The following is a 21,831-nucleotide window of genomic DNA, read 5'->3' on the forward strand; positions in this document are numbered from 1 at the left end:
GCTCTGTAATGACTTTGGTTAATTATGTGAAATAGTCGTGAGCTATGGGCAAAATATTATCCAAGCTTGGTTTCAGTGTTGCGGTCATAATACGGCTACTTAAGAGGTTATTACGAATCATAAGATACGTATAAAAATCAGCTGTCTACTTTTTCAAAACGAGCGATAGACTCGACGTGTCCAGTATGGCAGAACATATCCATGACACCCGCATGCGTCAAGCGATACCCTTGCTCTAGTAATGCTTTGGTATCGCGGGCGAGGGTTGCTGGATTACAAGAAACGTAGACGATACGCTCAGCGTTGAATTTTGGCAAATACTGCATAATCTCCCAAGCACCAGAGCGCGGGGGGTCGATGAGTAAGGCGTCAAAACCCTGATTGGCCCAAGGTTTGTCAGTGCAATCTTTTGTCAAATCTTGACTATAAAATTCAGTATTGCTGATACCGTTACGACGAGCATTGTCAGCCGCACGCTTGGTCATGGCCTCACTACCTTCGACACCCACCACAGAACCTGTTTCACCAACGAGACGTGCTAGCGGCAGGCTAAAATTACCCAAACCACTAAACAGATCCAGTACTCGCTCACCTGCTTTTAAATCTAATAAGTCGCAAGCCAGCTTGGTCATTTGGCGATTGACAGATAAATTGACTTGGGTAAAGTCAGTAGGAATAAATTCAAAGGTCAAATCATATTCTGGCAGTTGATAATATAGGCGACCAAACTGCTCGCTTAGATCATCTGCCTCTGTCAAAGCGATACGTTCAATACTATCAGCACCTTTTGACTGTAGATATAGCTGCCAATTGCGCGCTGCAAAGAATGCTTTTAATTTGTCTATATCAGCCTCTGACAGCGGCTCTAAGTGACGCACGATTAGTGCAACAGGTTGATTGCCGTCAGGCAATTCTGGCAATTGCTCACCCATCGCAAGCTCAAGCTGAGCAATCTTGTCACGGCTCTCTAGCGTGCTGATGAGCGTCTTTAAGTTCTCAATCTCAAAACCGATGCGTGGGTCTAAGATATGGCATTCATTGAGCTCTGCCAAAAAGTTACTTGAGCGCTCACGAAAGCCGACCAGCGCGGTTTCTTTTTTGACGACATAGCGCACGCCTAGACGAGCCTTGGTGCGATAGCCAAGACGATCACCTACGACAGGTGCTAGCCAGTTATCAGGTTCTACATTGGCTTGATGCATGAGCATCTCAGCAAGTACGGACTGCTTAAAATTTATCTGCCCATCGGGCTGCCAGTGTTGTAAGTTGCAGCCACCGCAAACACCAAAATGTGGGCAAGGCGGCACAGCACGCTCAGGATTTGGATTGGCAGTGATGCTGATTGCATCGCCTTCCTCAAAACTGGCACGGCTATTGGTGATTTTTACCAGTGCGCTTTCACCCGGTAGGGCAAAGCTTACAAATATTTTTTTGCCATGCTTATCTTCAGCATGGCCATCATCAACCCCAAAACCATTGCCATAGATGGCAACACCGCGACCATCATGTGACAAACCATCAATGTTAAATGGAATCGGCTCTGCATCTTTTAGACGACGGCGCGTTTTTGATGATGGCTTTGATTTTTTCTTGCTGGGTGGAATGGCAATCTTTTGGCTATCATTCGTTTGAGTAACACCGTTCTGCGGAGCAGAATTGGCTATTGAGGTTTTGGAGTCGGTGGGTTGCATAAACCTGCCTTAATAATAAATAACTATAAGAGGAGAATAACAAACTGCTAATAATACGGTTTCTATAATTTGGGTGCCGATGACCAGTCAGCAATAAACTCTTGATGTCGTGGACTACCATCGGCTTGGGTATATTGTGCTAGATAGTCGTAGCTCTGCTGTTGCCAAGCATCAAAGTCTGGTGAGGACAGCTTTCCTGTCAGACGTAGCCAACGAAGATAGATGAGCCAAGTGTTCATCACATCAGACTCACAATAGATGGAGAGTGTCTGCCAATCACCACTACTGACGAGCGCGCCCACCATGCTACCATCAACGTCAGTTTTGCCCGGTAATCCATATAAACTGGCGACGATATCCATGGCTTCGCGGCGACTGGCACCGTACTGACTAAATCTGTCCATCAAATCAAGATGACGCGTATGGAAACGATTGACGTAGTTATCAAAGCGCATATTTTTGATACGTTCACCTTCTTCAAACAGCCATGGCGCTGATAAATCATATTGCATAGCGCGATATATCAGTACAGGTATGTCAAAACCTGAACCATTCCAACTGATGAGCTGTGGCAAGGTTTCAAGATCACTGAATGCCCGAAAAAACTTGGTAAGAATGTCTTTTTCGCTAAACTTATCCGCGGTCAACGAAAACAACGATAACTTGCCATCTTTGATATATAAAGCGGAAATACAGACAATGCGCTGCAATGGCAAGCGCATAAAATCGTGTCCTGCTTCTTGGGTGCGTATCGCCGTTAACGCGCTCAACGTATCTGCATCATTAAGATCGGCCAATTGTGGATAGATACGGCGAGCTGCATCGATATCGGCGACCGTCTCGATATCAAAAACTAGTATAGGGTCGGACGGTAGAGCTTGTGACATAAAGAATCCTGCATTTTTATAAGCTTACTATGCTGCGTTATCTGCATCATTATCGATATGACTGTCATCAACATTGTATAAACCTGTCGATAAATAACGGTCTCCACGATCACAGACGATAAAGGCAATGACGGCATCGGGATTATTTTTGGCGACTTGCGTTGCTGCCCAAGCCGCTGCACCTGAGGATACTCCAGCAAAAATACCTTCAGTTTTTGCCAGTTTGCGCATGTAGACTTCAGCGATACGCTGATCGACATCCATGATCTCATCGACCAAGTCTGCGTCAAAAATACCCGGCATATATGCAGCAGGCCAACGGCGAATACCAGCGATAGAAGCGTCTTCATCAGGCTGCAAACCAATGATTTTGACGTCTGGATTTTGTTCTTTTAGATAACGTGAGACACCAGTGATGGTGCCAGTGGTGCCCATGGAGCTAATAAAATGGGTGATCTTACCGTCAGTTTGCGCCCACAGCTCAGGCCCTGTAGTCAGGTAATGCGCTTGGCTATTGTCAGGATTATTAAACTGATCCAGTACGATGCCTTTACCATCGGCTTGCATCTGCAATGCCAAATCGCGTGCCGCTTCCATGCCTTCATCGACTTCAATCAACGTCGCGCCGTAAGCAATCATGGCATCTTTACGCTCTTGAGTAGAGTTGGTTGGCATCAGTAATGTCATTGGATAACCGCGCATCGCCGCGACCATGGCTAATGCAATGCCAGTATTGCCGCTAGTGGCTTCAATCAACGTGTCGCCGGGTTTGATATCACCGCGCTGCTCTGCTTGATAAATCATATTAAAAGCAGGGCGATCCTTTACAGAGCCTGCGGGATTATTGCCTTCTAATTTGGCTAATAATGTGGCGCCATTTTCGATATGCTCTTGTTCAGGTAGGCGCTGCAATTTAACCAATGGCGTTTGACCGACACAATCGGCAAGCGTGGTCACGTGAGTGATAAAGTTAGCGTTTGACATGGCCGTTGCGGACATAAGAAATCCTTATTTATTTTCTAAAATATTTTTTGGGCGATAGGCTGTGATCGAATCACTATTTTTTATTGTCTGATCATCATTTGAGACAAGCGTTTTGTGTATTGGCTTATAGTGACAGATAAACCAAAACTTAACGGCAGTAGCATACGCTCTCATTCATCATGAGGGTAAACCATCTATTGTGGCAAATAAAAAGTTGCGTCATTATATCATTTTGTTGCTAGCTGCGCTTATTGCATAAAAGAATAATACTTGATGAAAGCGCCTTTTATTGGCAATTTTTTTAGGGACAAAAGCAGGTTTTATGGTGCCGCAACCATGCCGTTTAGTAACGTATGTATATTTGCTAGGTTTGCTTAAAGCCATATTGGTCAAAGTTTGTGTTTCATTCACCTTGAATGGGTAAACGCGATTTATAGAATCCTGTTAAGATAATCTTGAGCCATAAAAGGCGTATCTTTAAAAAACAAGCTAGCAAGCTTAAGCATTTTTTATGGTAGCGTAGAGACCGTAACAAAATTCACAGACAGCATTTTCGTAGAGAGTAGAGCGAGCATGGCATATAAAAAACGTTTCAATACCAGTAGCGCTTATGGGCAGCTGATCCTATTGGTGTTTTTACCCATCTGCGTGTTGGCGGCGGTAGGGGTATTTTGGTATTTCACGAAACCATGCGTGCGAGCGATTCAGAGCAAGAGGCACTGGCTGAGGCGGTATTGATTCGTTATACACCAGTCATTGCAGAGCTGATTCCTGATTTGTTGGAGCAAGAACGTCAGCAAGCAAAAAGCAACACAGATGAGGCATCACAAAGTGCGATGACAACGCTCGAAAGCATACAGGATAAACTCGGGCGTATGCAGTCTGAGCAGCATGTACAGCGTATTGCTGTTATCAATGAAGGCAATCAAGTGTTGGCAACCGTAGGCTATGGTCTGAACGAGAAATGGCCGCTAATCAGTGACTCAGCAAAGTTTTTATCGCAAAAACCAACGCCTGTAGGCACGGCATATGGCAGCGTGTTGGGTGAGTTTGAGGGGCAGACGTTGTGGCTACTGGTCGATATGGACAACGAGCCACTTTATATCGCCCGTTATCGTATCGCGATGGCGCTGGTGATTACCGGTCTGTTTACCATTCTGATTTTATTACTCAGCTTAAATATTTACTCAAAGCGTTGGATTGCACCTATCTATGAGCTGCGTTTGCAATTACAACGTACCCATGTTGATAACTTATATCAGCCTGTACCAGTAGAGTCAGATGGTGAGCTTAATTTATTACAGCAAGATTTGGTCAAGACATTTCGTCGCCTCCATAGAAGTTTTCAGGAGCTCAAGGATCATGCCGAGCAAACCGAAGACGATCTGCGTTTGGCATTTGATGAGATGGAAATGCAAAACATCTCTATTCGAAATGCGCGTGATGCTGCCATCTCAACCAGCCAAGCCAAATCCGCATTTTTGGCCAACATCAGCCACGAGCTGCGCACGCCGTTGAACAGTATCGATGGCTTTATTAACTTATTAGCGCGTCACGGTGAGCTCAATCCTGAACAGGATTTATACGTACAGACTATCCGCAAATCCTCAGCTCACCTACTTGCTTTGGTCAATGATGTTTTGGATTTTTCTAAGATTGAGGCGGGCAAGTTGGTGCTTGATCGTCATGAGTTTGATTTGTATGACACCATTTATGATGTGGTTGATATGCTCTCTCCTGTCTCTGCGGAGAAGGGGCTGCGCATGGCTGTCTTGTTCTATAACGATGTGCCCATGCGTATCAATGGCGATGCGCTGCGCCTCAAGCAGGTATTGACCAATATCGTTGGTAATGCCATCAAGTTCACAGATAGTGGCGATGTGGTCGTACGGGTCAGCTTGGATGATCACCGTGATAACTATCTAATGATTAGCGTGCAAGACAGTGGTAAAGGCATCTCGCTTGCTGATCAAAAAATGCTGTTTCAGAGCTTTAGCCAAGGCGATCCGTCAATCACGCGCCAGTATGGTGGTACGGGGTTGGGTCTGGTTATCTCCAAGCAATTAACGCGTCTGATGGGCGGCGATATCGGCTTTCATGACAATGCTCAAGAGAACATCGCCAACCAAGGCGCGACGTTTTGGTTCCGTATGCCAGCACATGTCGATGTGCTAGAGGCACCAACTGGTCAGACCATTGAGCTGCCAGTATTGGCACCGCTTGCAAGCGAGACTGATGAGTTCAACGTCTTGGTTTGGATCAGTCATACGGCCTCAATACAAGTGTTGAAGGCCAGCTTGCAGTACTTACCGATTAAGCTCACTCAAGCCAATTCATTGCCAGGGGTGCTTGAGTCGCTCAAAGAGCATGGCAACTTTTGGGATTGGGTCATTGTTGATGATGACACGCAAGACGATATGATGGCGTTACTCAAGCAAATCCGTCTCCATTATCAAGGCAAACTTGCTGTGTTTGGCTATCAAGTGGCAGCTGACCAAGCGCTGCTAAACCGCTATCAAGCCAATATCTTGTATGAGCCATTGGACAAAAGACAGCTATACGCGATGCTTGATACACAAAACCGTAGCATGCCAAAGAGCTTACAAGAGCCGCGCTGGAAAGGGATTACCGTGCTGGCAGTTGATGATCATCTACCAAATTTGTTGGTGCTTGATGCGCTATTGAGCGAGCTTGGCATACAAGTCATTACAGCGAGTAGCGGCTTTGATGCCATAGAGATTATCAGCAAACAGCAAACCAAAAATGTCAAATCTGCTAAAAACGATAAGCAGAGTCTGTCGAATAAAACGCAAATCTCTAAAGCGGAAACACGCGATGAGGTCAATAAAAAATCCAGCACCTCCCTGTATGCTGAAGAGAGTGCAAATGACGATAAAACAGCTACTCAAGATAAAAATCATATCGATTTGATATTTATGGATATCCAAATGCCGCGTATGTCAGGTCATGAAGCAGCGAAGCAAATTCGGAGCATTGAAGTGGCTGATAGTCGTATTCCTATTATCGCCTTGACAGCCCATGGCCTAGCGGATGAGCGTGATAAGCTTATCGCCAGCGGTATCAATGACTACGTTGGCAAACCAATTAGCCAACCTCAGTTATTGCAAGTACTCCAAAAGTGGCTAGGCCGGAAAAGCATCACACCGCAAATAACGGCATTGGCTGATACTGATTTGCAAGCTTCTAATTTGCAAAGCATCGATTTACAAAATACCGACTCCGAAAATATACACCTCACAGAACAATCGACGCCGCTCTCGGATCAAAAGACCGCCATTTATCCGATGGTCAAAGACAACGAACGCGTTCGTAATAGGACTGAAATCACAGAACCGCCAAAAGTCACTCGACCATTATCACTGAAAAAAATCCGTGATGACTACTTGCGTGACAGTCAGCCACGTGACGATTATAGACGAGAGACCACCCGTGAGAACCAGCCTCGCTATGAGAGCCTACGTTTACACAAGCAAGGGCAAGAATCATTATTGTATCCACCAAAAGAACCGACAGATAATTCTGCTGAAGACATAACAGCGAATATGGATAAAAGGCTATATGAGCAAACGGATCACAACCTCCATCAAAAAAACCTCAGTACAATGGATACGTCTGATATTTTAGACTGGCAAGATGCGCTTACTCGCTCAGCAAACAAACCTGATTTGGCAGCCAAGCTTATCATTATGATGCTCGATACGATTAACGAGGAAAAGCAAGCACTGACTCAAGCATGGGAAGCTCGTGATCGTAACTTGTTGGCACAAATTGCCCATCGCATATTGGGCGGCAGTCGTTATACAGGAGTGCCGCAGCTACGTCAGGCCAGCCAAGACTTGGAGGATAAGTGCTTATTGAATGTACAGCATACAACACCGGTACAATTTGCGATGATTGAGCCATATTATGAGGCACTACTTACCGCACTGAATAATTTACAAAACGTGGATTTATCGGCTTACCCGCAGCTCAACTATCATCGTTTGAGCGAAAATGACATGACGTGGAAAATGATTTAGAGCAGGTAATCGGACCGTTATTATGCGATGTAATAAGTGAATTGCATACGATACCGATCACTAGCGGCCAGATAATGTGCGAATATTAAAAGGCAGACGCTTGATACAGTATCGTAGCAGTCAGTTATTGCTACGGTAGAGTAGGGTTAAGCCTGCTAATATTATCGCTATCAGTCTATCTTTTACCCATTCATAAATAAGGATCGTTATGAACGCCATTGCAACTTACCAATACGAAACGCTACAAGTGAGTGTCACTGATAATATACTCACTGTAACGCTAAATCGTCCGCACAAAAAAAACGCCATGAGTTTTCAAGTCATCGATGAGCTGATCGCTGTGGCAGGCCGAGTGAGCAAAGATAAGACGATACGAGCGGTCATCTTAAACGGTGCAGAAGGGACGTTTTGTGCCGGTATCGACTTGGGCGATTTAAACCATCCCAAAAACCAAGCTTTTGCCATTTGGGAGCTGATTAAGCCATGGCAAAGCTCGTTTCAGCGTGTTTGCTTGGTCTGGCGTGATGTGCCAGTACCGGTCATCGCGGTCTTAGAAGGCTACTGTATCGGCGCAGGGCTACAATTGGCGCTGGCATGTGATGTGCGCATCAGCAATCCCGAGTGTAAACTGTCTATCATGGAGGCCAAGTGGGGGCTGGTGCCAGACATGGGTCTGACGCAATCGGCATTTGGGGTGGTACGAGAAGACGTTCTCAAAGAGCTGGCTATGACGGCGCGCATCATTAATGCTACGGACGGCAAAGAATTAGGATTAATCAGTCATTGTAGTGAGACGCCACTTGAGCAAGCACAGCAGCTGGCGGCTGAATTTGCCGAGCGCTCTCCTGATGCGGTGCTAGCGAGCAAACGCGTAATTAATGCGATGTATGAGCAGCCTGCGACTACCTTATATAAAGAAAAAATCTGGCAGATTAAGATGATGCTTGGACGCAATCGCAAACTTGCTCTGAGAAAAGCAAAGCAAGCTAGCACGGTGTTTAGCAAACGTCAGTTCCGCTAACATTCTTTTGGTGCTAGAAGTATATTCTATTTAGAAATTAATAAGACTTAACTATATGAACTAGGATGATTATGACGATGCTAAGGTTCATAGGCATTTTTATTTTAAATACTATAGGAATCTTAGTAATCGGATGTACTGAGCCAAAAGATCCAGATGAGCCAGTTACTGCTTACATACCAGCAGAAATATCAGACAAAGTGTATGTCGCTACTTTTCCTAGATGTAACCATAATGATGCTGGCGATTTAGATGAGTTTTCAACGAAAAGCTTGGTATTAAGCTTTCAAGCAAAAACTTTCTCTGGAAATATCAATGGTGATTATCACTGCCCCTCTGAGGACTTGGGTATGGTATTCAGAGCTACTGTAAGGCCTTTATACAAGCGAGACAGGACAATTGTAACTGGCAGAAAATATTTATATTTTCCCTATGGCGAAGATAGAGCAGTAGAACAAGTACCAAACGTAGAGTCTTTCTATCTTGATTCGACACAAGCAATGTTAATAATTGATGGTATGTCCAATCAGTCTAGTCCACTAAAATTAGTATTTACAACTTATGATGAAGAAGGGTTAAGTAGTTTCCACAATTATTATAGATTATCAACATTATTAGACAATGATTTCTTACTACAGTACAAAGTTAGAATAATGAATGATAACTACAACCAAAGGTTTAATCTGAGCGGTTACGATACACAATTTGCGCAAGCGTTTAAAGATGTCATAGCGGCTGATGGTAATATATTAAAGCATCCAGAGATTATCCAAGGGTTTGTTGATAATAATGAACGTGTTATTAATTTTTTTAAAGATCATAGAAAGATAATTACTCAAACAGAATTTGAAGAAATTAATAAGACTTAACTATATGAACTAGGATGATTATGACGATGCTAAGGTTCATAGGCATTTTTATTTTAAATACTATAGGAATCTTAGTAATCGGATGTACTGAGCCAAAAGATCCAGATGAGCCAGTTACTGCTTACATACCAGCAGAAATATCAGACAAAGTGTATGTCACTACTTTTCCTAGATGTAACTATAATGATGCTGGCGATTTAGATGAGTTCTCAACGAAAAGCTTAGTATTAAACTTTCAAGCTGAGACTTTCTCAGGAAACTTATCCGGTGAGTTTCATTGTCCCTCTGAGGACTTAGGAAAGGTGTTTAGAATAAAGATAGATCCCTTGTATGAACTTAATGCCAAAGTTGTCACTGGTAAGGAGTATTTTTATTATACTTTTCCTCCAGAGTCGCTACTAGAGAAAACGTCAAACATTGAGCGATTTTATGCTGATTCTAGTCAAGAAATGTTAGTAATAGATGGTATGCCCAATCAGACTAGTCCATTACAACTGATATTTGCTAAGTATCCTAATGAAAAACTTGGTCCTTTTCATAATTATTATGATCTGTATACCATATTGGATAAGGATTTTTTACTACAGTACAAAATTAGAATTATGAATGATGACTATAACCAAAGGTTTAATCTAAGCGGTTACGATACGCAATTTGCGCAGGCGTTTAAAGATGTCATAGCGGCTGATGGTAATATATTAAAGCATCCGGAGATTATCCAAGGGTTTGTTGATAATAATGAGCGCGTAATTAATTTTTTTAAAGATCATAGACAGATAATGACTCAAGCAAAATTTGACGAAATTAATAATTTAAAAAAGTAAATTTAAGCTAGAGGTCAAAGGGTTTATTTAGAACGATCCTGCTCTCAACATCTTTAATTTTAGTCACTTTTATAGCCACATTTGGATTGAAAATATACCAAACATATTTTGAGTAATTACGTTGATTGTTTTTAGTTGTTAAGGCTTGTTTCATTAGTTCCCTATGACTATTGAAATACGAGCGGACAGCACGATATAACACTGTCTGCTTGCACAGATTTGGATAAAAATGCACTATTGTCGTTAAAAACATCTATTTCATGCATCTTATAAAAGCTTAAGTAATCATCACTATATAAACGGTCTAACTATGTCTGCGCCAAAATCCTCTCTTTCAAAGAAACCTATCACCGCTGAACGAGTACGTTCTGCTGATCTGCCTGTTGCATGGATTATGATGCTGGGGTTGATGGTTGCGGTAGGACCATTATCTATTGATATGTATCTGCCAGCACTACCGTCGATGGCAGATGATTTTGGTGTGTCAACCGCTTTTATGGCCAACTCTGTGCCAGCGTATTTTTTGGGTTTGGTATTCGGGCAGTTATTTTATGGCCCTTTTAGTGATCGTGTCGGCCGTGTTAAGCCTTTATACATAGGCATGACACTATATGTGATTGCGTCCATTCTTTGTGCGACCACTGACAATGAATATGTATTATTTGTAGGGCGAACGATGCAGGCATTAGGCGCTTGTGTAGGGGCAGTGGTGACTCGCGCTGCTATTAGAGATCGCCTAACCGCCAAGCAAACCGCAAAAGCTTTTTCGATTATGATTTTGGTCATGGGTCTGGCACCCATACTAGCGCCGTCGCTTGGTGCACTATTTTTACAGTTTTTTGATTGGCATTCCATTTTCTGGTTTTTGGCCGCTTTTGGTGCCCTAAATTTATTGCTTACTAAGTTTTTCTTTTTTGAGACATTGACCGAAGAAAATCGTAATGTGCGTCCTGCAAAAGAAGTGCTTAGTCAGTATTGGGATTTATTAAAAGATCCAACCTTCAACTATCCAGCGATTGGTGGCGGGTTGTTGATGGGTGCGATGTTTGTCTATATCAGCTCAGCTTCTGAATTAATCATGGACACTTATGGCGTCTCGGCCACGCACTTTGGCTGGTTGTTTGGGATGAATGCGGCGGGCTTTGTGGGTTTGACTCAGCTGAATCAGTGGTTGACCAATCGCTTTCGTATCTTGAGCATATTACGCTTTGGGACGATGATGCAGGTGCTCTCTGCAGGCACATTGTTTGTTGTCGGTATATTTTTGGGGACCGATGCTTGGTTGCCACTGGTGCTGGCGTGTATTTTCTTTTGTATTGCAGGCTTGGGATTGACCCAGCCAAACGCCTCAGCGATTGCGCTGGCTTTTCAAAAGCAGCGTGCGGGTATGGCAAGCGCGCTGCAAGGCTCGCTGATGTTTTCAGTGGGTATTTTTGGTGGTTTATTATTAAACTTATTCCCTCTCAATCCAGTGTTAAAAATCGGTATTGCACTTTTTGTACTGATGAGCTTGGGTGCGTTTTTAATCTGGCAGATAGACCGTAACCTAAATCTTGACGATGCAGAGTAAGTATAAAGTTTCATCGTAAATTAAGTACTCATAAAAAGCACCCATACGTTTAGAGCGTATGGGTGCTTTTTTATGTCTGCTATTAATTTGTATATAAGATTTTCTTTTTGATAAAGCATTTTCTTCAAGTTCTATAAATATTAATAATATATATATTGTATAGATATATATGAATTATTATGTATATATAACTAATTGTATATAATTGTCAAACATTATTATTGCAATTGTAAAGTTAGGTAAGTATTATCCAACGTAACTTTCTGTAAGTAAATATTATAGGAATATTGCTTAACCTCTCTAGATTGTCATTCATTAAATTGCATAACCACATTAATTCTCAAGGATAGATTATGAAGCAGCTATACCGAATATTACCAGTCGTTTTAAGCGTAGGTATCTTTGGATGCAGCAACTCTAGTACACCAGAAAGTACTGCTGCTGAGAACCCGCCTGCAGAAGGGCAGGAGGAGTTTGTCAGTAGCCTTCCAGATTCAGCGCCAGTTTTAAAAGTAGCAACCACAGGGACCATGCCTCCTTTCTCGTTCCAGGATGACTATGGCAATATGCAGGGCATTGACATTGACTCTATTCGCGCGCTTGGCGAAGAAGAAGGGTTCAAAGTTGAGTTTTATAAAGAAACCTGGCAAAACATGTTCGATACAGTAGAGTCGGGTAGTCGCGATTTGGCGATTTCAGGCATCTCTTATAAAGATGAGCGTGATGCTAAATACGGGTTGTCTCAGCCTTACTTCTTTAACCCTGCCGCCATCATGTATGCAAAACCAGAATTAAATATTAACAGCCTAGATGATTTGCAAGGCAAAAACATTTCTGCAATGGAAGGCTCTAAGCAGGTCGATCAAGCACAGCAAATGGGTAAGTACAACAACTTCTCGACCAGAACGACTGCCTTTTTATTGTATGAAGATTTAATGCAAGGCAAAGTAGATGCGATTTTGCATGATCTACCTATCTTGCAATATACGGCAAAAAACCATCCTGAGCAAAAAGTAACCATCGTTCCTTATGAAGGGCAAGACAATCCATCAGCCCAGCAGGTTATTTTGATGGCAAAAGGTAATACTGAGCTCATTAACAAAATCAATGACGGTATTACCAAGCTAAAAGCGGAAGGTAAATTTAAAGAGATTGAAGCTCGCTGGCTTGGTGAGACTACAAGTCCAACGGCTAGTGCTTCTGCCACCACTGAACAAGCAAACTAAGGGACGTTTGATATGGCTACAATAAATAATGGAGATAACAAACGTTATCGCGGCTTGATTATTTCGATTGCACTGTTTTTGTCTTTGATCGGTGCTTTGCTTGTATTTACTTTCTATACCTCAAGCTTGCTTGAAAGAAACACGGTATTGATTGATCAGACCAACCAAGTAGCAAACAGCGCACAGTCAGTAATTAAAGATCTGTTCGATTTGGATAGCAGTTACGGTGAAGATACCAGCTCGCCGCACATTCAGCGTGTATTGGAGCGTTTGGAACAGAATACAGCACTGATTAACAATACGTTGACGGCTATCGGAGAAGGCGGCACGATTACCGACGATGCTGACGGCAAAACGTACAAATTACCGAGCGTTAGCGGTAGTGCGCAAGAAAATGTACAAGCGGCAAACGAGCAATGGCAGCTACTTGAGCCTAGAATTGAAACTTACTTAAAAGATGCTGATAACGTACTGGTCGATTCATCAGATGATTTGACTCAGGCGGTAGAGCAGGCAAAAACCTCAAGTTTGCTAATGAACGAATCATTAGATGATTTGACCAACGAAGTGTTTGATGATGCAGAGCGCCAAGCCAATACCATTCGTCTAATTCAGGCACTTGGGGTTGTTGCGATTTTTGCTTACTTCTTGATCTTCGTATTCTTCTTTGTACGCCGCTTACGTGAGACGGATGCTGAGGCATTTGCAGCTCGTCGTGAAACGCAAGAGATTATGGAAACGGTAAATACGGGCCTATTCCTACTGGACAAAGACTTAAATATTGGTCAGCAGCACTCGCGCGCCCTAAACAGTATCGTTGGTTCTGATAGATTGGCAGGAGAAAACTTTACCAATGTCTTGCGTGGTCGTATTTCTGACAAAGATCTTAAAACCACTCAGCAATTCATCGAGCAGCTTTATAATCCTCGAGTTAAAGAAAAATTGGTAGATTCTCTAAATCCTTTGCACAAAGTGATGCTACATAACAGCTCTGATGATAAAGGACTTAACAATCGCTTCTTAGACTTTAAATTCTCACGTGTTTATGAAGATAAAGACATTGCGCGTATTTTGGTTAACGTCAACGATGTGTCAGATGCCGTTTACTTAGAACAGCGTTTAGAAAAAGAACGCTCGCAAAACGATATGCAGATTGAGATGTTAACCACTATCTTGAATGTAAATCCAAAGATCATTAATGAGTTTATTAGCAACACCCAAGCGCATATCGAGCGTATGAACAACATCTTGAAAAACCCTGGTAGCTCACAATACGAGCTTGAAGGCAAACTAAATGCGATCTATCGTGAAATGCACAGCTTGAAAGGTGAGGCATCGGCACTAAAACTGCATAGCTTTACTAAAATTGCGTCAGAAGCAGAAGACAAATTGCATGCCTTGCAAAATCAAGGCCAGCTATCGGGTAATGATTTCTTACAGTTGGCAGTACACTTAGACGACTTACTAAGTCTATCAAATACCATTGCGACCTTGGGTGAACGTATTAACCGCTCAGCACCGCCTAAAGCGGCGACAGCCAATACGCAAGCCCCATTAAGCGATTCTACTTTAAAAGACAGCGTGGCAAAAACAGCTGCGGTAAATAGTCAGCCAGCGAGTAGCATCAGCACTGATGGCGGTTTAGATATTGATCTAGACGGTGAAAGCAATGATGATCGACTGTCTTTTTACAATGAGTTTGCAAAAGAGATTGCCGCTAGACAAGGCAAGCAAGTACAGCTAAAAAGCACGACACTGGCGCAAACTCACATACCAGAGCATCTTGCCAAGCCAATTAAAGAAATCAGTATCCAGTTACTACGAAACGCAGTTGTGCACGGTATCGAAACCCCAGGTGTTCGTCATTCTGCTGGTAAGACTGAAGTCGGTACGATTGACTTAGAAGTACAAGACAATGGTTCAGACTTCATACTAGTAGTGCAAGATGATGGCCAAGGTATCGACTATGACAGCATCCGTAATAAGCTAAGCAAAGAAGGTCGCTTTAGTGAGGAAGAAGCAAGCCAGCTCAGTCAAGGCGATTTACTCAAGCAGTTATTTTCTTCTGGGTTCTCTACCAAAGAAAACGCAGATGAAGATGGTGGACGCGGCGTTGGACTGGATATCATCAAAGCGCAAGTAAAAGACTACAATGGTAAGCTGAACGTAAATAGTGAGCTAGGTCAAATGACACGGTTTGTCATTACGTTACCAAAAGCTTAATTAAAAACACTAAACATATTGTCAGGGACGACAAGCATTTCATTAAAGGTAATAGACAAGTTATGCATAAATTAATGATTGTTGATGATTCAAATATTATCAGAAACCGTATTCAGCGCGCATACGATTCAGGAAAGTTTATGCTGGTTGCAACAGCGACTAGTGGCGTTCAAGCCATTGAAAAATTTAACATTCATCGTCCTAACGTGATCACCATGGACTTGACCATGCCACAAATGGACGGACTTGAGTGTATCGAAAAAATCATTGCGATTGATCCTGATGTACGTATTTTGGTCGTATCAGCGTTGTCTGATAAGGCCACTGGTATCGAAGCTTTATCACTAGGTGCCAGCGGTTTCTTGTGCAAGCCTTTCTCGGAAGAGGAGCTCGTGGAGTCTTTGTATGAGCTGATGCAAGACTAATACCATTCATCGATTAAAGCAGATGTCATTATGAAAGAACAAAAGCTACAGATTTTTTTGAGTATTATTAGTAACTATTTTAATCAGTTTGGTGGCGAAGAGCTAATTGCTGACACCCCTTACTTATTAGAAAACAAACAGCCAAAAGTCCACGATTATACAGGCGTTATTGGTATATCAGGTGGACAAAAAGGCGTGGTGTATTTTTCGGCAACTCGTCAATTACTGTCTTCAATATTGGATAGCATGGGTGAAGCTGATAAGAGTGAGGAAAACTACATCGATTTGGCTGGTGAAGTTGCCAACACGATTTCGGGTAATGCGCGTAAAGAGTTCGGCTCTGAATTTCATATCTCTGTGCCGTTTGTGTTCAAAGGCGCACCGCAAAGTATTGTGTTGCCGAACGATGAGCGTTCTTTTATCATTCCCATCACTTGGCACTCGCAAGTTGGCGAGATTGTGGTTTGTTTGCAGGACTAATGCTGCTGTCACGTAATACAGATGGATATTAATATATTATGTTTAAAGTAGAAAAGTTGGGTGTGTTTCTAAGCTCGATCAATGCGTTCTTTGCACAGATCGACGGCTCAGAAGTATCTATCGATACCCCTTATTTGAACAACAATAAAACGGCGATTGGTTTTGATTATAGTGGTGTCATTAAGATCTCAGGGCCTCTTGAAGGCTGTGTCTATGTCAGTGCACCAAGCGTAATGTTGCGAGAAGTGATAAATGTGATGGGTGAGCCTGACTCTTCGATCACGATGATGAAAGACTTGCTGGGTGAAATGGCCAATACTATCTCTGGTAATGCCCGTACAGAATTTGGTTCTGAATTCATTATCTCTACGCCGCAGATTGTTGAAAGCGCACCAAGTGTGTCTTACTTACCTAGAGATCGCCAAAGCTATATCACGCCATTCACATGGCGCGGTTACAAGGCTGTGATTGGTATCTGTATTGCATAATCTAATATGAAACCATTCATATAAAGTCTAAAGCCAGAAATAAAAAGCGATACGAATGTGTCGCTTTTTTTATTGCACTACCGATCTACTGTGTCTGTAACGCATTGAGGCACTATGAATAAACTGCTGGAGACTTTAAGGTATTATGTGATAAAATACAGCGCAGCTATTTTTATAGTTTAGATATAATTAGTTTAAACGCACAATGGCTTATTTTTGAAACCAACCAATGACACACACATCATGGCAAAAAATTGCTGGGTGTTTGGCGACTTGATTAATTTGCGAACCATTAGGGCTTTAGTAATAAAGACTAGTTAGTAGCAGATGCGTGTCGCCAAATAGGCTGTTTTTGTGATGTGGAGGCATAACCCAACCAATAGGATATATTATCATGGCTACAAAGAATCCAACCAAAATCGAAATGCGCGACTTACTACAAGCTGGCGCTCACTTTGGTCACCAAACACGTTTTTGGAACCCAAAAATGGGTCCATACATCTTTGGCGCACGTAACAAAATCCATATCATCAACTTAGAGCACACCGTAAAAGCGTTCAACGAAGCGTTGACTTACGTAAACGGCCTAGCTGCTAAGAAAAACAAAGTATTGTTTGTTGGTACTAAGCGTGCTGCAAGCGGTATCGTACGTGAGCAAGCGGCTCGTGCTGGTATGCCATACGTTGACCATCGCTGGTTAGGTGGTATGTTGACTAACTGGAAAACACTACGCCAGTCAATCAACCGTCTAAAAGAGTTAGAGAAGCAATCAGAAGACGGTACTTTTGCGAAGCTAACCAAGCGTGAAGCGCTAGAGCGTACCCGCGATATGGAAAAACTTGAGCGTTCACTAGGCGGTATCAAAGATATGGGCGGCCTACCTGATGCTATTTTTGTTGTAGACGTAGATCACGAAGCCATCGCTATTAAAGAAGCTAAAAACCTAGGTATCCCAGTTATCGGTATCGTTGATACCAACTCTAGCCCAGACAACGTTGACTACATCATCCCAGCTAACGATGATGCTATCCGTGCTGTGACTTTGTACGTAACTTCTATGGCTGATGCTATCATCGCTGGTAAAGAATACGCACAAACTCAAGCTGGCGGTAAAGCTGAGCAAGCACCTGCTACTGAAGAAGCACCAGCTGCAGAAGAAGCTACAACTCCAGCAGAGTAAATAGCTGAGTGAAAAAGTTTAACTTTGTAAGGATGTCTTGATAGTGTAGCTATCAGCATCCATATAATGTTATGAACAGCGTATAAGCTCATAATAGGCATGATGTAGTTTTACTCGTCATGCCTTGTTATTGAATAGAGCATTATTAATGAGGCCGTTATACATAACCGAGTAGCTAATGGGCGAGTATTATCGTTCGTACTGGCTATAGCGCTATGTTTTTAAGATGTTATCTTTTTGACATCATTGATGGCTATATTAGTAATGACTCAAAATGAGCGGTCTTGCTAGATTTAAAGCAACATTAAGATATCGAATAGACATTAATTCCTCTTATACATAACTATACTAAGGTGACTCTTATGACAGAAGTAAAAGTATCTGCCAAAATGGTAAAAGAATTGCGTGACCGTACTGGTCTTGGCATGATGGAATGTAAAAAAGCGTTAGAAGAATCAAACGGTGATGTTGAAGTTGCCATTGATAACCTACGTAAATCTGGTCAAGCAAAAGCAGCTAAAAAAGCGGGTAACATCGCAGCTGATGGCGCTATCATCATCGCTCAAGACGAAAACAAAGCATTCTTGTTAGAAGTTAACTGCCAAACTGACTTCGTTGCAAAAGACGACAGCTTCACAGCATTTGCAGAAAAAGTGGCTAACATTGCTCTAGAAAACAACGTCACTGATGTTGCTGCTATCTCTGAATTGCCTTATGGTGATGGTCAGACGGTTGAAGAAGCACGTGTATCTTTGGTACAAAAAATCGGTGAGAACATTCAGGTTCGCCGTGTTGAAGTACTTGAAGGCGCTAACATCGCTGCATACCGTCATGGTCTACGTATCGGTGTAGTGGTTTCTTATGAAGGTGGCGACGCTGACACTGGCAAAAATCTTGCCATGCACATTGCAGCATTTAACCCTGTTGCTGTCGATGATGAAGACGTTGCTGCTGATGTATTGGCACGCGAAAAAGACATCATCGAAGCCAAAGCAAAAGAGTCTGGCAAGCCTGACAACATCGTTGAAAAAATGATCGAAGGTGGCCTACGTAAGTACCTAGACGAAGTAACTTTGCTACGTCAGCCATACGTTATGGACAACGACAAAAAAGTTGGTGATGTCCTAAAAGCTGAAGGCGTAAAAGTACTTGGTTTCAAACGTCTAGAAGTTGGTGAAGGCATTGAGAAGAAGCAAGAAGACTTCGCTGCTGAAGTTGCTGCAACTCAGGCTGCTAACAAGTAAGCACCAAGTAAGAATTAAGTCATATTGGAAAATACTGTGAGTGCTGATTTAGCGCTCACAGTTTAGCTTTATAACTGATGACCTATCAAAATATAAAGCGTCCAAGCACAAAAAGCCCGTTAAGAAATTAACGGGCTTTTTGTGTCTGGGTTTTTAGGTCGCCGGTCTATTTCATTTCTAGCTTAGCTCTGGCTTAGCGTAAAGCATCATAAGCTGAGTTAGCATAGCTGGCACTATTCACATTATTGCTAGTGCCGTAACTGACGTTGCGCAATCCACTGTTAATGGTGCTATTCGTTTGATTGCTGGCACTCATACTGGCGCCAGATAGCCCAGCATCATTCTTATACAAGCTATGATAGCGGCTCATGACTCTTTGTACATAGTTACGGGTTTCTTTAAAAGGAGGAATACCGCCGTATTTATCGACATTACCTTCACCTGCATTGTAGCCAGCTACTGCATGTTCGACATTGTTATTGAAACGGCGCATGAGCCAAGCGATATATTTGGCTGAGCCTTCAATATTGTCTGCAGGGTTCCAAGGGTTACTTACATTAAAGCGACGAGCCGTCGCTGGCATTAACTGCATGAGGCCTTGCGCACCGACAGGTGAGCGAGCATTGGGATTGAAAGCAGATTCGGTATGCATCATTGCTTTCATAAGGGCAGGATCTACGCCATGACGTTCAGCAGAGGCGCGAATGTAGCTGTCGTAAGCATTGCGGCTACCACTCTTGCTAGCGGCACTGCTACCATAGCCATTGCTACTATTAATGCCGTCATACATTTTAGAGTCTTTATAATAAGTGACTTTAACTTTCTTAGTGAATTTATCAAAATTGCCACTAGGATTGACGTTGGTCAGTAATACTTGTCCAGCTTTGTCTTTATAGATATACATATTGCCAGCGTTGGCAGCAGTAGAAAAAGTAGAGAGGGCAATCGCACTTAATAAAATAGGAGGCAAACAGCGAGTAATCAAAGTAGCAGTATTTATCATAGTGTTATCACTTTTTATCGAATAATAGCAAATTGTTTTGCCTATAGACGCGTCATTTTACGCGCTTAAGCGGTCATCGGGGTTGCAGGATTTTATAGCTCGTCATCGATATAGCCACCTAGCAAATACCACGTTTAACAAGAACCACTTGCAATAGATACAAAAAATAATAGTTGCTTACTATAACATATAATAACTTTTTACCGCACCAGATTGACAAAATAAGTTGTAAAATCAAATTTTTATCGTTAAACAAACTTAAATAAATCAAAATGCTATATTTTTGAAGATTGTTAAATATCTGTTTATATTGGATTACAGGCAAGCACTTTTTTGATGCATACCTTATTTTAACTCTCTAAAATGCAAAGGTGATGACAACGGTTGGATGAGCCAAATGTCATGTCTATTAGTCTCGTTACTGAGTAAGCAATAACAATAAAAATAATGATTGAAATGATGAAACAGTGCTCAGTCATCTGTCAAAGCGGTAAGCAAAGTCAGTCTAGATGCCTAACGCACTGATAAATACAGGCACCCAAATGGCGGTCACTAAACCATTGACTGCCAGTCCAAATGCCGCATATCGTCCTGCCGTATGGCTGATTTGCCACGCTTCTACTGTACCAAATGCGTGAGCCGCCAGTCCAAGTGCAAGACCTTTAGCTCGATCATCATTGATACCGCGAAACAAAAAACGGGCGACAGCGCCGCCAATGAGACCTGAGACGATGATGATCAGGTTTGCCAGTGCTAATGGCGCATTGATTAAATCGGCAACACTGAGGCCAATGGGAGTAGTCACAGAACGGGTAGCAAAAGCAAGTATGCTGTCGTGACTCAATGAAAATAGATAAGCCAATGACATGGGCAGTAGGGCACCAATGACACTAGCAATAGCAACGATCAAAGAGAGCTTTTTGACAGGCAGTCCTTTAAAGTTCATTGCGGCTAGTGGCACCGCCAAAAGTACTGTGACATATCCTAATAGATGATCGAATATAGGCTTTGCCGCGCTGTAGTAGTTGTCATAATCCCATTGCAATAAAAATAAGAAGACCAGTACCAAAACGAGCGCGGTAATTACCATCGGTAACCATGATAATTTACGCGCTAACATACGTGCAATGACGTGTGCCGCCAAGGTTAGAAGTACGGCTGCTAAGGTCGCCATAAATACGCTGTCAAAAGTCATAATATCTCTCCGCAGCTCACGGCTGTTCCTTTTGCTGATTCGTCGTGCCGCTGTAGGCATTGGCATCTTGATTCAACCAGCGATTGGCCAGTAGCGCGAGTCCCCACATCGGTATGAGCGTGCTTACTATCATTGTGACCATCACGCCCAACAGCTCATCTCCTAGCGCGAATAGCAGTAAGCCTGCACCCGCTGAGACGGGCAGAAATGCAAAACCACTATCGACGAGGAGGGTGTTACTGGCTTGAGTGAGCCAGTTAGGCAACCCTTTGAGCAATCGCCATATCATCAAGATAACAAACATCGCCACCAAGCCGACAATATTGGCGGCTTTTGCGATACCTGCCAACTGACAAAGAACCACAGCCGTCTCTCGGACAACGATAACCATGGTCAACGTTAAAATTAACGAAATCCATAGCGGGAGATGGGAGGAGTGAGCAGGCTTCATAAGCAGTGTGGCCAAGTCAGATATAGGTGA

At 42.7% G+C, this 21,831-nt stretch carries 18 protein-coding genes; 12 read left to right on the top strand and 6 right to left on the bottom strand.

The features are described from left to right. Window positions 1-137: 137 nt before the first annotated feature. The 3 genes from rlmD to cysM all read right to left on the bottom strand — a co-directional run bounded on the left by rlmD (window position 138) and on the right by cysM (window position 3,562). Window positions 138-1,691 (bottom strand): 23S rRNA (uracil(1939)-C(5))-methyltransferase RlmD, encoded by a 1,554-nt coding sequence (rlmD, locus tag CUR83_RS02945; RefSeq protein ID WP_083328877.1) that lies wholly within the window; start codon window positions 1,689-1,691, stop codon window positions 138-140. Window positions 1,692-1,753: 62 nt separating this feature from the next. Beyond that, window positions 1,754-2,578 (bottom strand): 3'-5' exonuclease, encoded by an 825-nt coding sequence (locus CUR83_RS02950; protein ID WP_071002291.1) that lies wholly within the window; start codon window positions 2,576-2,578, stop codon window positions 1,754-1,756. 27 nt (window positions 2,579-2,605) lie between these two features. Next, complete coding sequence (gene cysM / locus CUR83_RS02955; RefSeq protein WP_071003687.1) at window positions 2,606-3,562, bottom strand: cysteine synthase CysM; 957 nt, start codon at window positions 3,560-3,562, stop codon at window positions 2,606-2,608. 671 nt (window positions 3,563-4,233) lie between these two features. On the opposite strand from cysM, the gene CUR83_RS02960 reads away from it, so the two are divergent. The 12 genes from CUR83_RS02960 (at window position 4,234) to tsf (ending at window position 19,152) form a co-directional block, all read left to right on the top strand. Next, window positions 4,234-7,602 carry an ATP-binding protein gene (locus tag CUR83_RS02960; protein WP_284719044.1) on the top strand — a complete coding sequence of 1,123 codons (3,369 nt, stop codon included), beginning with the start codon at window positions 4,234-4,236 and terminating at the stop codon, window positions 7,600-7,602. A 208-nt stretch (window positions 7,603-7,810) separates the two neighbouring features. After that, the gene (locus CUR83_RS02965) at window positions 7,811-8,623 is read left to right on the top strand and encodes a crotonase/enoyl-CoA hydratase family protein (RefSeq protein ID WP_284719045.1); all 813 of its coding nucleotides are present in this window, start codon (window positions 7,811-7,813) and stop codon (window positions 8,621-8,623) included. 71 nt (window positions 8,624-8,694) lie between these two features. After that, window positions 8,695-9,492, top strand: coding sequence for a hypothetical protein (locus CUR83_RS02970; protein ID WP_284719046.1), 798 nt, complete (start codon window positions 8,695-8,697; stop codon window positions 9,490-9,492). A 20-nt stretch (window positions 9,493-9,512) separates the two neighbouring features. After that, window positions 9,513-10,316 carry a hypothetical protein gene (locus tag CUR83_RS02975; protein ID WP_284719047.1) on the top strand — a complete coding sequence of 268 codons (804 nt, stop codon included), beginning with the start codon at window positions 9,513-9,515 and terminating at the stop codon, window positions 10,314-10,316. A 310-nt stretch (window positions 10,317-10,626) separates the two neighbouring features. Then, window positions 10,627-11,886, top strand: coding sequence for a multidrug effflux MFS transporter (locus CUR83_RS02980; RefSeq protein ID WP_284719048.1), 1,260 nt, complete (start codon window positions 10,627-10,629; stop codon window positions 11,884-11,886). A gap of 353 nt (window positions 11,887-12,239) precedes the next feature. Continuing rightward, on the top strand, window positions 12,240-13,112 hold the full coding sequence (locus CUR83_RS02985; protein WP_284719049.1) for a substrate-binding periplasmic protein: 873 nt from the start codon (window positions 12,240-12,242) through the stop codon (window positions 13,110-13,112). Between the two features lie 12 nt (window positions 13,113-13,124). Continuing rightward, a complete protein-coding gene (locus tag CUR83_RS02990; protein ID WP_093067790.1) occupies window positions 13,125-15,335 on the top strand; it encodes an ATP-binding protein in 2,211 nt (736 codons plus the stop codon). Window positions 15,336-15,397: 62 nt separating this feature from the next. Continuing rightward, window positions 15,398-15,760, top strand: coding sequence for a response regulator (locus CUR83_RS02995; RefSeq protein WP_058025789.1), 363 nt, complete (start codon window positions 15,398-15,400; stop codon window positions 15,758-15,760). Between the two features lie 30 nt (window positions 15,761-15,790). Next, complete coding sequence (locus CUR83_RS03000; RefSeq protein WP_058025788.1) at window positions 15,791-16,240, top strand: chemotaxis protein CheX; 450 nt, start codon at window positions 15,791-15,793, stop codon at window positions 16,238-16,240. Window positions 16,241-16,278: 38 nt separating this feature from the next. Then, window positions 16,279-16,728 (top strand): chemotaxis protein CheX, encoded by a 450-nt coding sequence (locus CUR83_RS03005; RefSeq protein WP_093067793.1) that lies wholly within the window; start codon window positions 16,279-16,281, stop codon window positions 16,726-16,728. A 394-nt stretch (window positions 16,729-17,122) separates the two neighbouring features. Beyond that, window positions 17,123-17,908, top strand: a complete 786-nt coding sequence (gene rpsB, locus CUR83_RS03010; RefSeq protein ID WP_201571511.1) for a 30S ribosomal protein S2 — start codon at window positions 17,123-17,125, stop codon at window positions 17,906-17,908. 362 nt (window positions 17,909-18,270) lie between these two features. After that, window positions 18,271-19,152: a translation elongation factor Ts gene (gene tsf, locus CUR83_RS03015; protein ID WP_284719050.1), complete on the top strand. Its 882-nt coding sequence runs from the start codon at window positions 18,271-18,273 to the stop codon at window positions 19,150-19,152. A 193-nt stretch (window positions 19,153-19,345) separates the two neighbouring features. On the opposite strand, the gene CUR83_RS03020 is transcribed toward tsf, so the two are convergent. The 3 genes from CUR83_RS03020 to CUR83_RS03030 all read right to left on the bottom strand — a co-directional run bounded on the left by CUR83_RS03020 (window position 19,346) and on the right by CUR83_RS03030 (window position 21,801). After that, window positions 19,346-20,155 (bottom strand): lytic transglycosylase domain-containing protein, encoded by an 810-nt coding sequence (locus CUR83_RS03020; RefSeq protein WP_284719051.1) that lies wholly within the window; start codon window positions 20,153-20,155, stop codon window positions 19,346-19,348. A gap of 505 nt (window positions 20,156-20,660) precedes the next feature. Further along, on the bottom strand, window positions 20,661-21,350 hold the full coding sequence (locus CUR83_RS03025) for an LrgB family protein (RefSeq protein WP_284719052.1): 690 nt from the start codon (window positions 21,348-21,350) through the stop codon (window positions 20,661-20,663). A gap of 16 nt (window positions 21,351-21,366) precedes the next feature. Beyond that, entirely contained in the window at window positions 21,367-21,801 is a 435-nt protein-coding gene (locus CUR83_RS03030) for a CidA/LrgA family protein (RefSeq protein WP_284719053.1), read from the bottom strand. Window positions 21,802-21,831: the final 30 nt, after the last annotated feature.

Origin of the sequence: Psychrobacter pocilloporae, assembly GCF_029872915.1 — a bacterium.
In the GTDB taxonomy this organism is placed as follows: Bacteria; Pseudomonadota; Gammaproteobacteria; order Pseudomonadales; family Moraxellaceae; genus Psychrobacter; species Psychrobacter pacificensis.

Coding starts and splice junctions, on each gene's coding strand:
- CUR83_RS03005 (WP_093067793.1), top strand. CDS start 16,279: ATGTTTAAAGTAGAAAAGTTGGGTGTGTTTCTAAGCTCGATCAATGCG.
- CUR83_RS02965 (WP_284719045.1), top strand. CDS start 7,811: ATGAACGCCATTGCAACTTACCAATACGAAACGCTACAAGTGAGTGTC.
- CUR83_RS02975 (WP_284719047.1), top strand. CDS start 9,513: ATGACGATGCTAAGGTTCATAGGCATTTTTATTTTAAATACTATAGGA.
- CUR83_RS02950 (WP_071002291.1), bottom strand. CDS start 2,578: ATGTCACAAGCTCTACCGTCCGACCCTATACTAGTTTTTGATATCGAG.
- CUR83_RS03000 (WP_058025788.1), top strand. CDS start 15,791: ATGAAAGAACAAAAGCTACAGATTTTTTTGAGTATTATTAGTAACTAT.
- CUR83_RS02980 (WP_284719048.1), top strand. CDS start 10,627: ATGTCTGCGCCAAAATCCTCTCTTTCAAAGAAACCTATCACCGCTGAA.
- rlmD (WP_083328877.1), bottom strand. CDS start 1,691: ATGCAACCCACCGACTCCAAAACCTCAATAGCCAATTCTGCTCCGCAG.
- CUR83_RS03025 (WP_284719052.1), bottom strand. CDS start 21,350: ATGACTTTTGACAGCGTATTTATGGCGACCTTAGCAGCCGTACTTCTA.
- CUR83_RS03030 (WP_284719053.1), bottom strand. CDS start 21,801: ATGAAGCCTGCTCACTCCTCCCATCTCCCGCTATGGATTTCGTTAATT.
- CUR83_RS02970 (WP_284719046.1), top strand. CDS start 8,695: ATGACGATGCTAAGGTTCATAGGCATTTTTATTTTAAATACTATAGGA.
- CUR83_RS02985 (WP_284719049.1), top strand. CDS start 12,240: ATGAAGCAGCTATACCGAATATTACCAGTCGTTTTAAGCGTAGGTATC.
- tsf (WP_284719050.1), top strand. CDS start 18,271: ATGACAGAAGTAAAAGTATCTGCCAAAATGGTAAAAGAATTGCGTGAC.
- CUR83_RS03020 (WP_284719051.1), bottom strand. CDS start 20,155: ATGATAAATACTGCTACTTTGATTACTCGCTGTTTGCCTCCTATTTTA.
- CUR83_RS02995 (WP_058025789.1), top strand. CDS start 15,398: ATGCATAAATTAATGATTGTTGATGATTCAAATATTATCAGAAACCGT.
- CUR83_RS02990 (WP_093067790.1), top strand. CDS start 13,125: ATGGCTACAATAAATAATGGAGATAACAAACGTTATCGCGGCTTGATT.
- rpsB (WP_201571511.1), top strand. CDS start 17,123: ATGGCTACAAAGAATCCAACCAAAATCGAAATGCGCGACTTACTACAA.
- cysM (WP_071003687.1), bottom strand. CDS start 3,562: ATGTCAAACGCTAACTTTATCACTCACGTGACCACGCTTGCCGATTGT.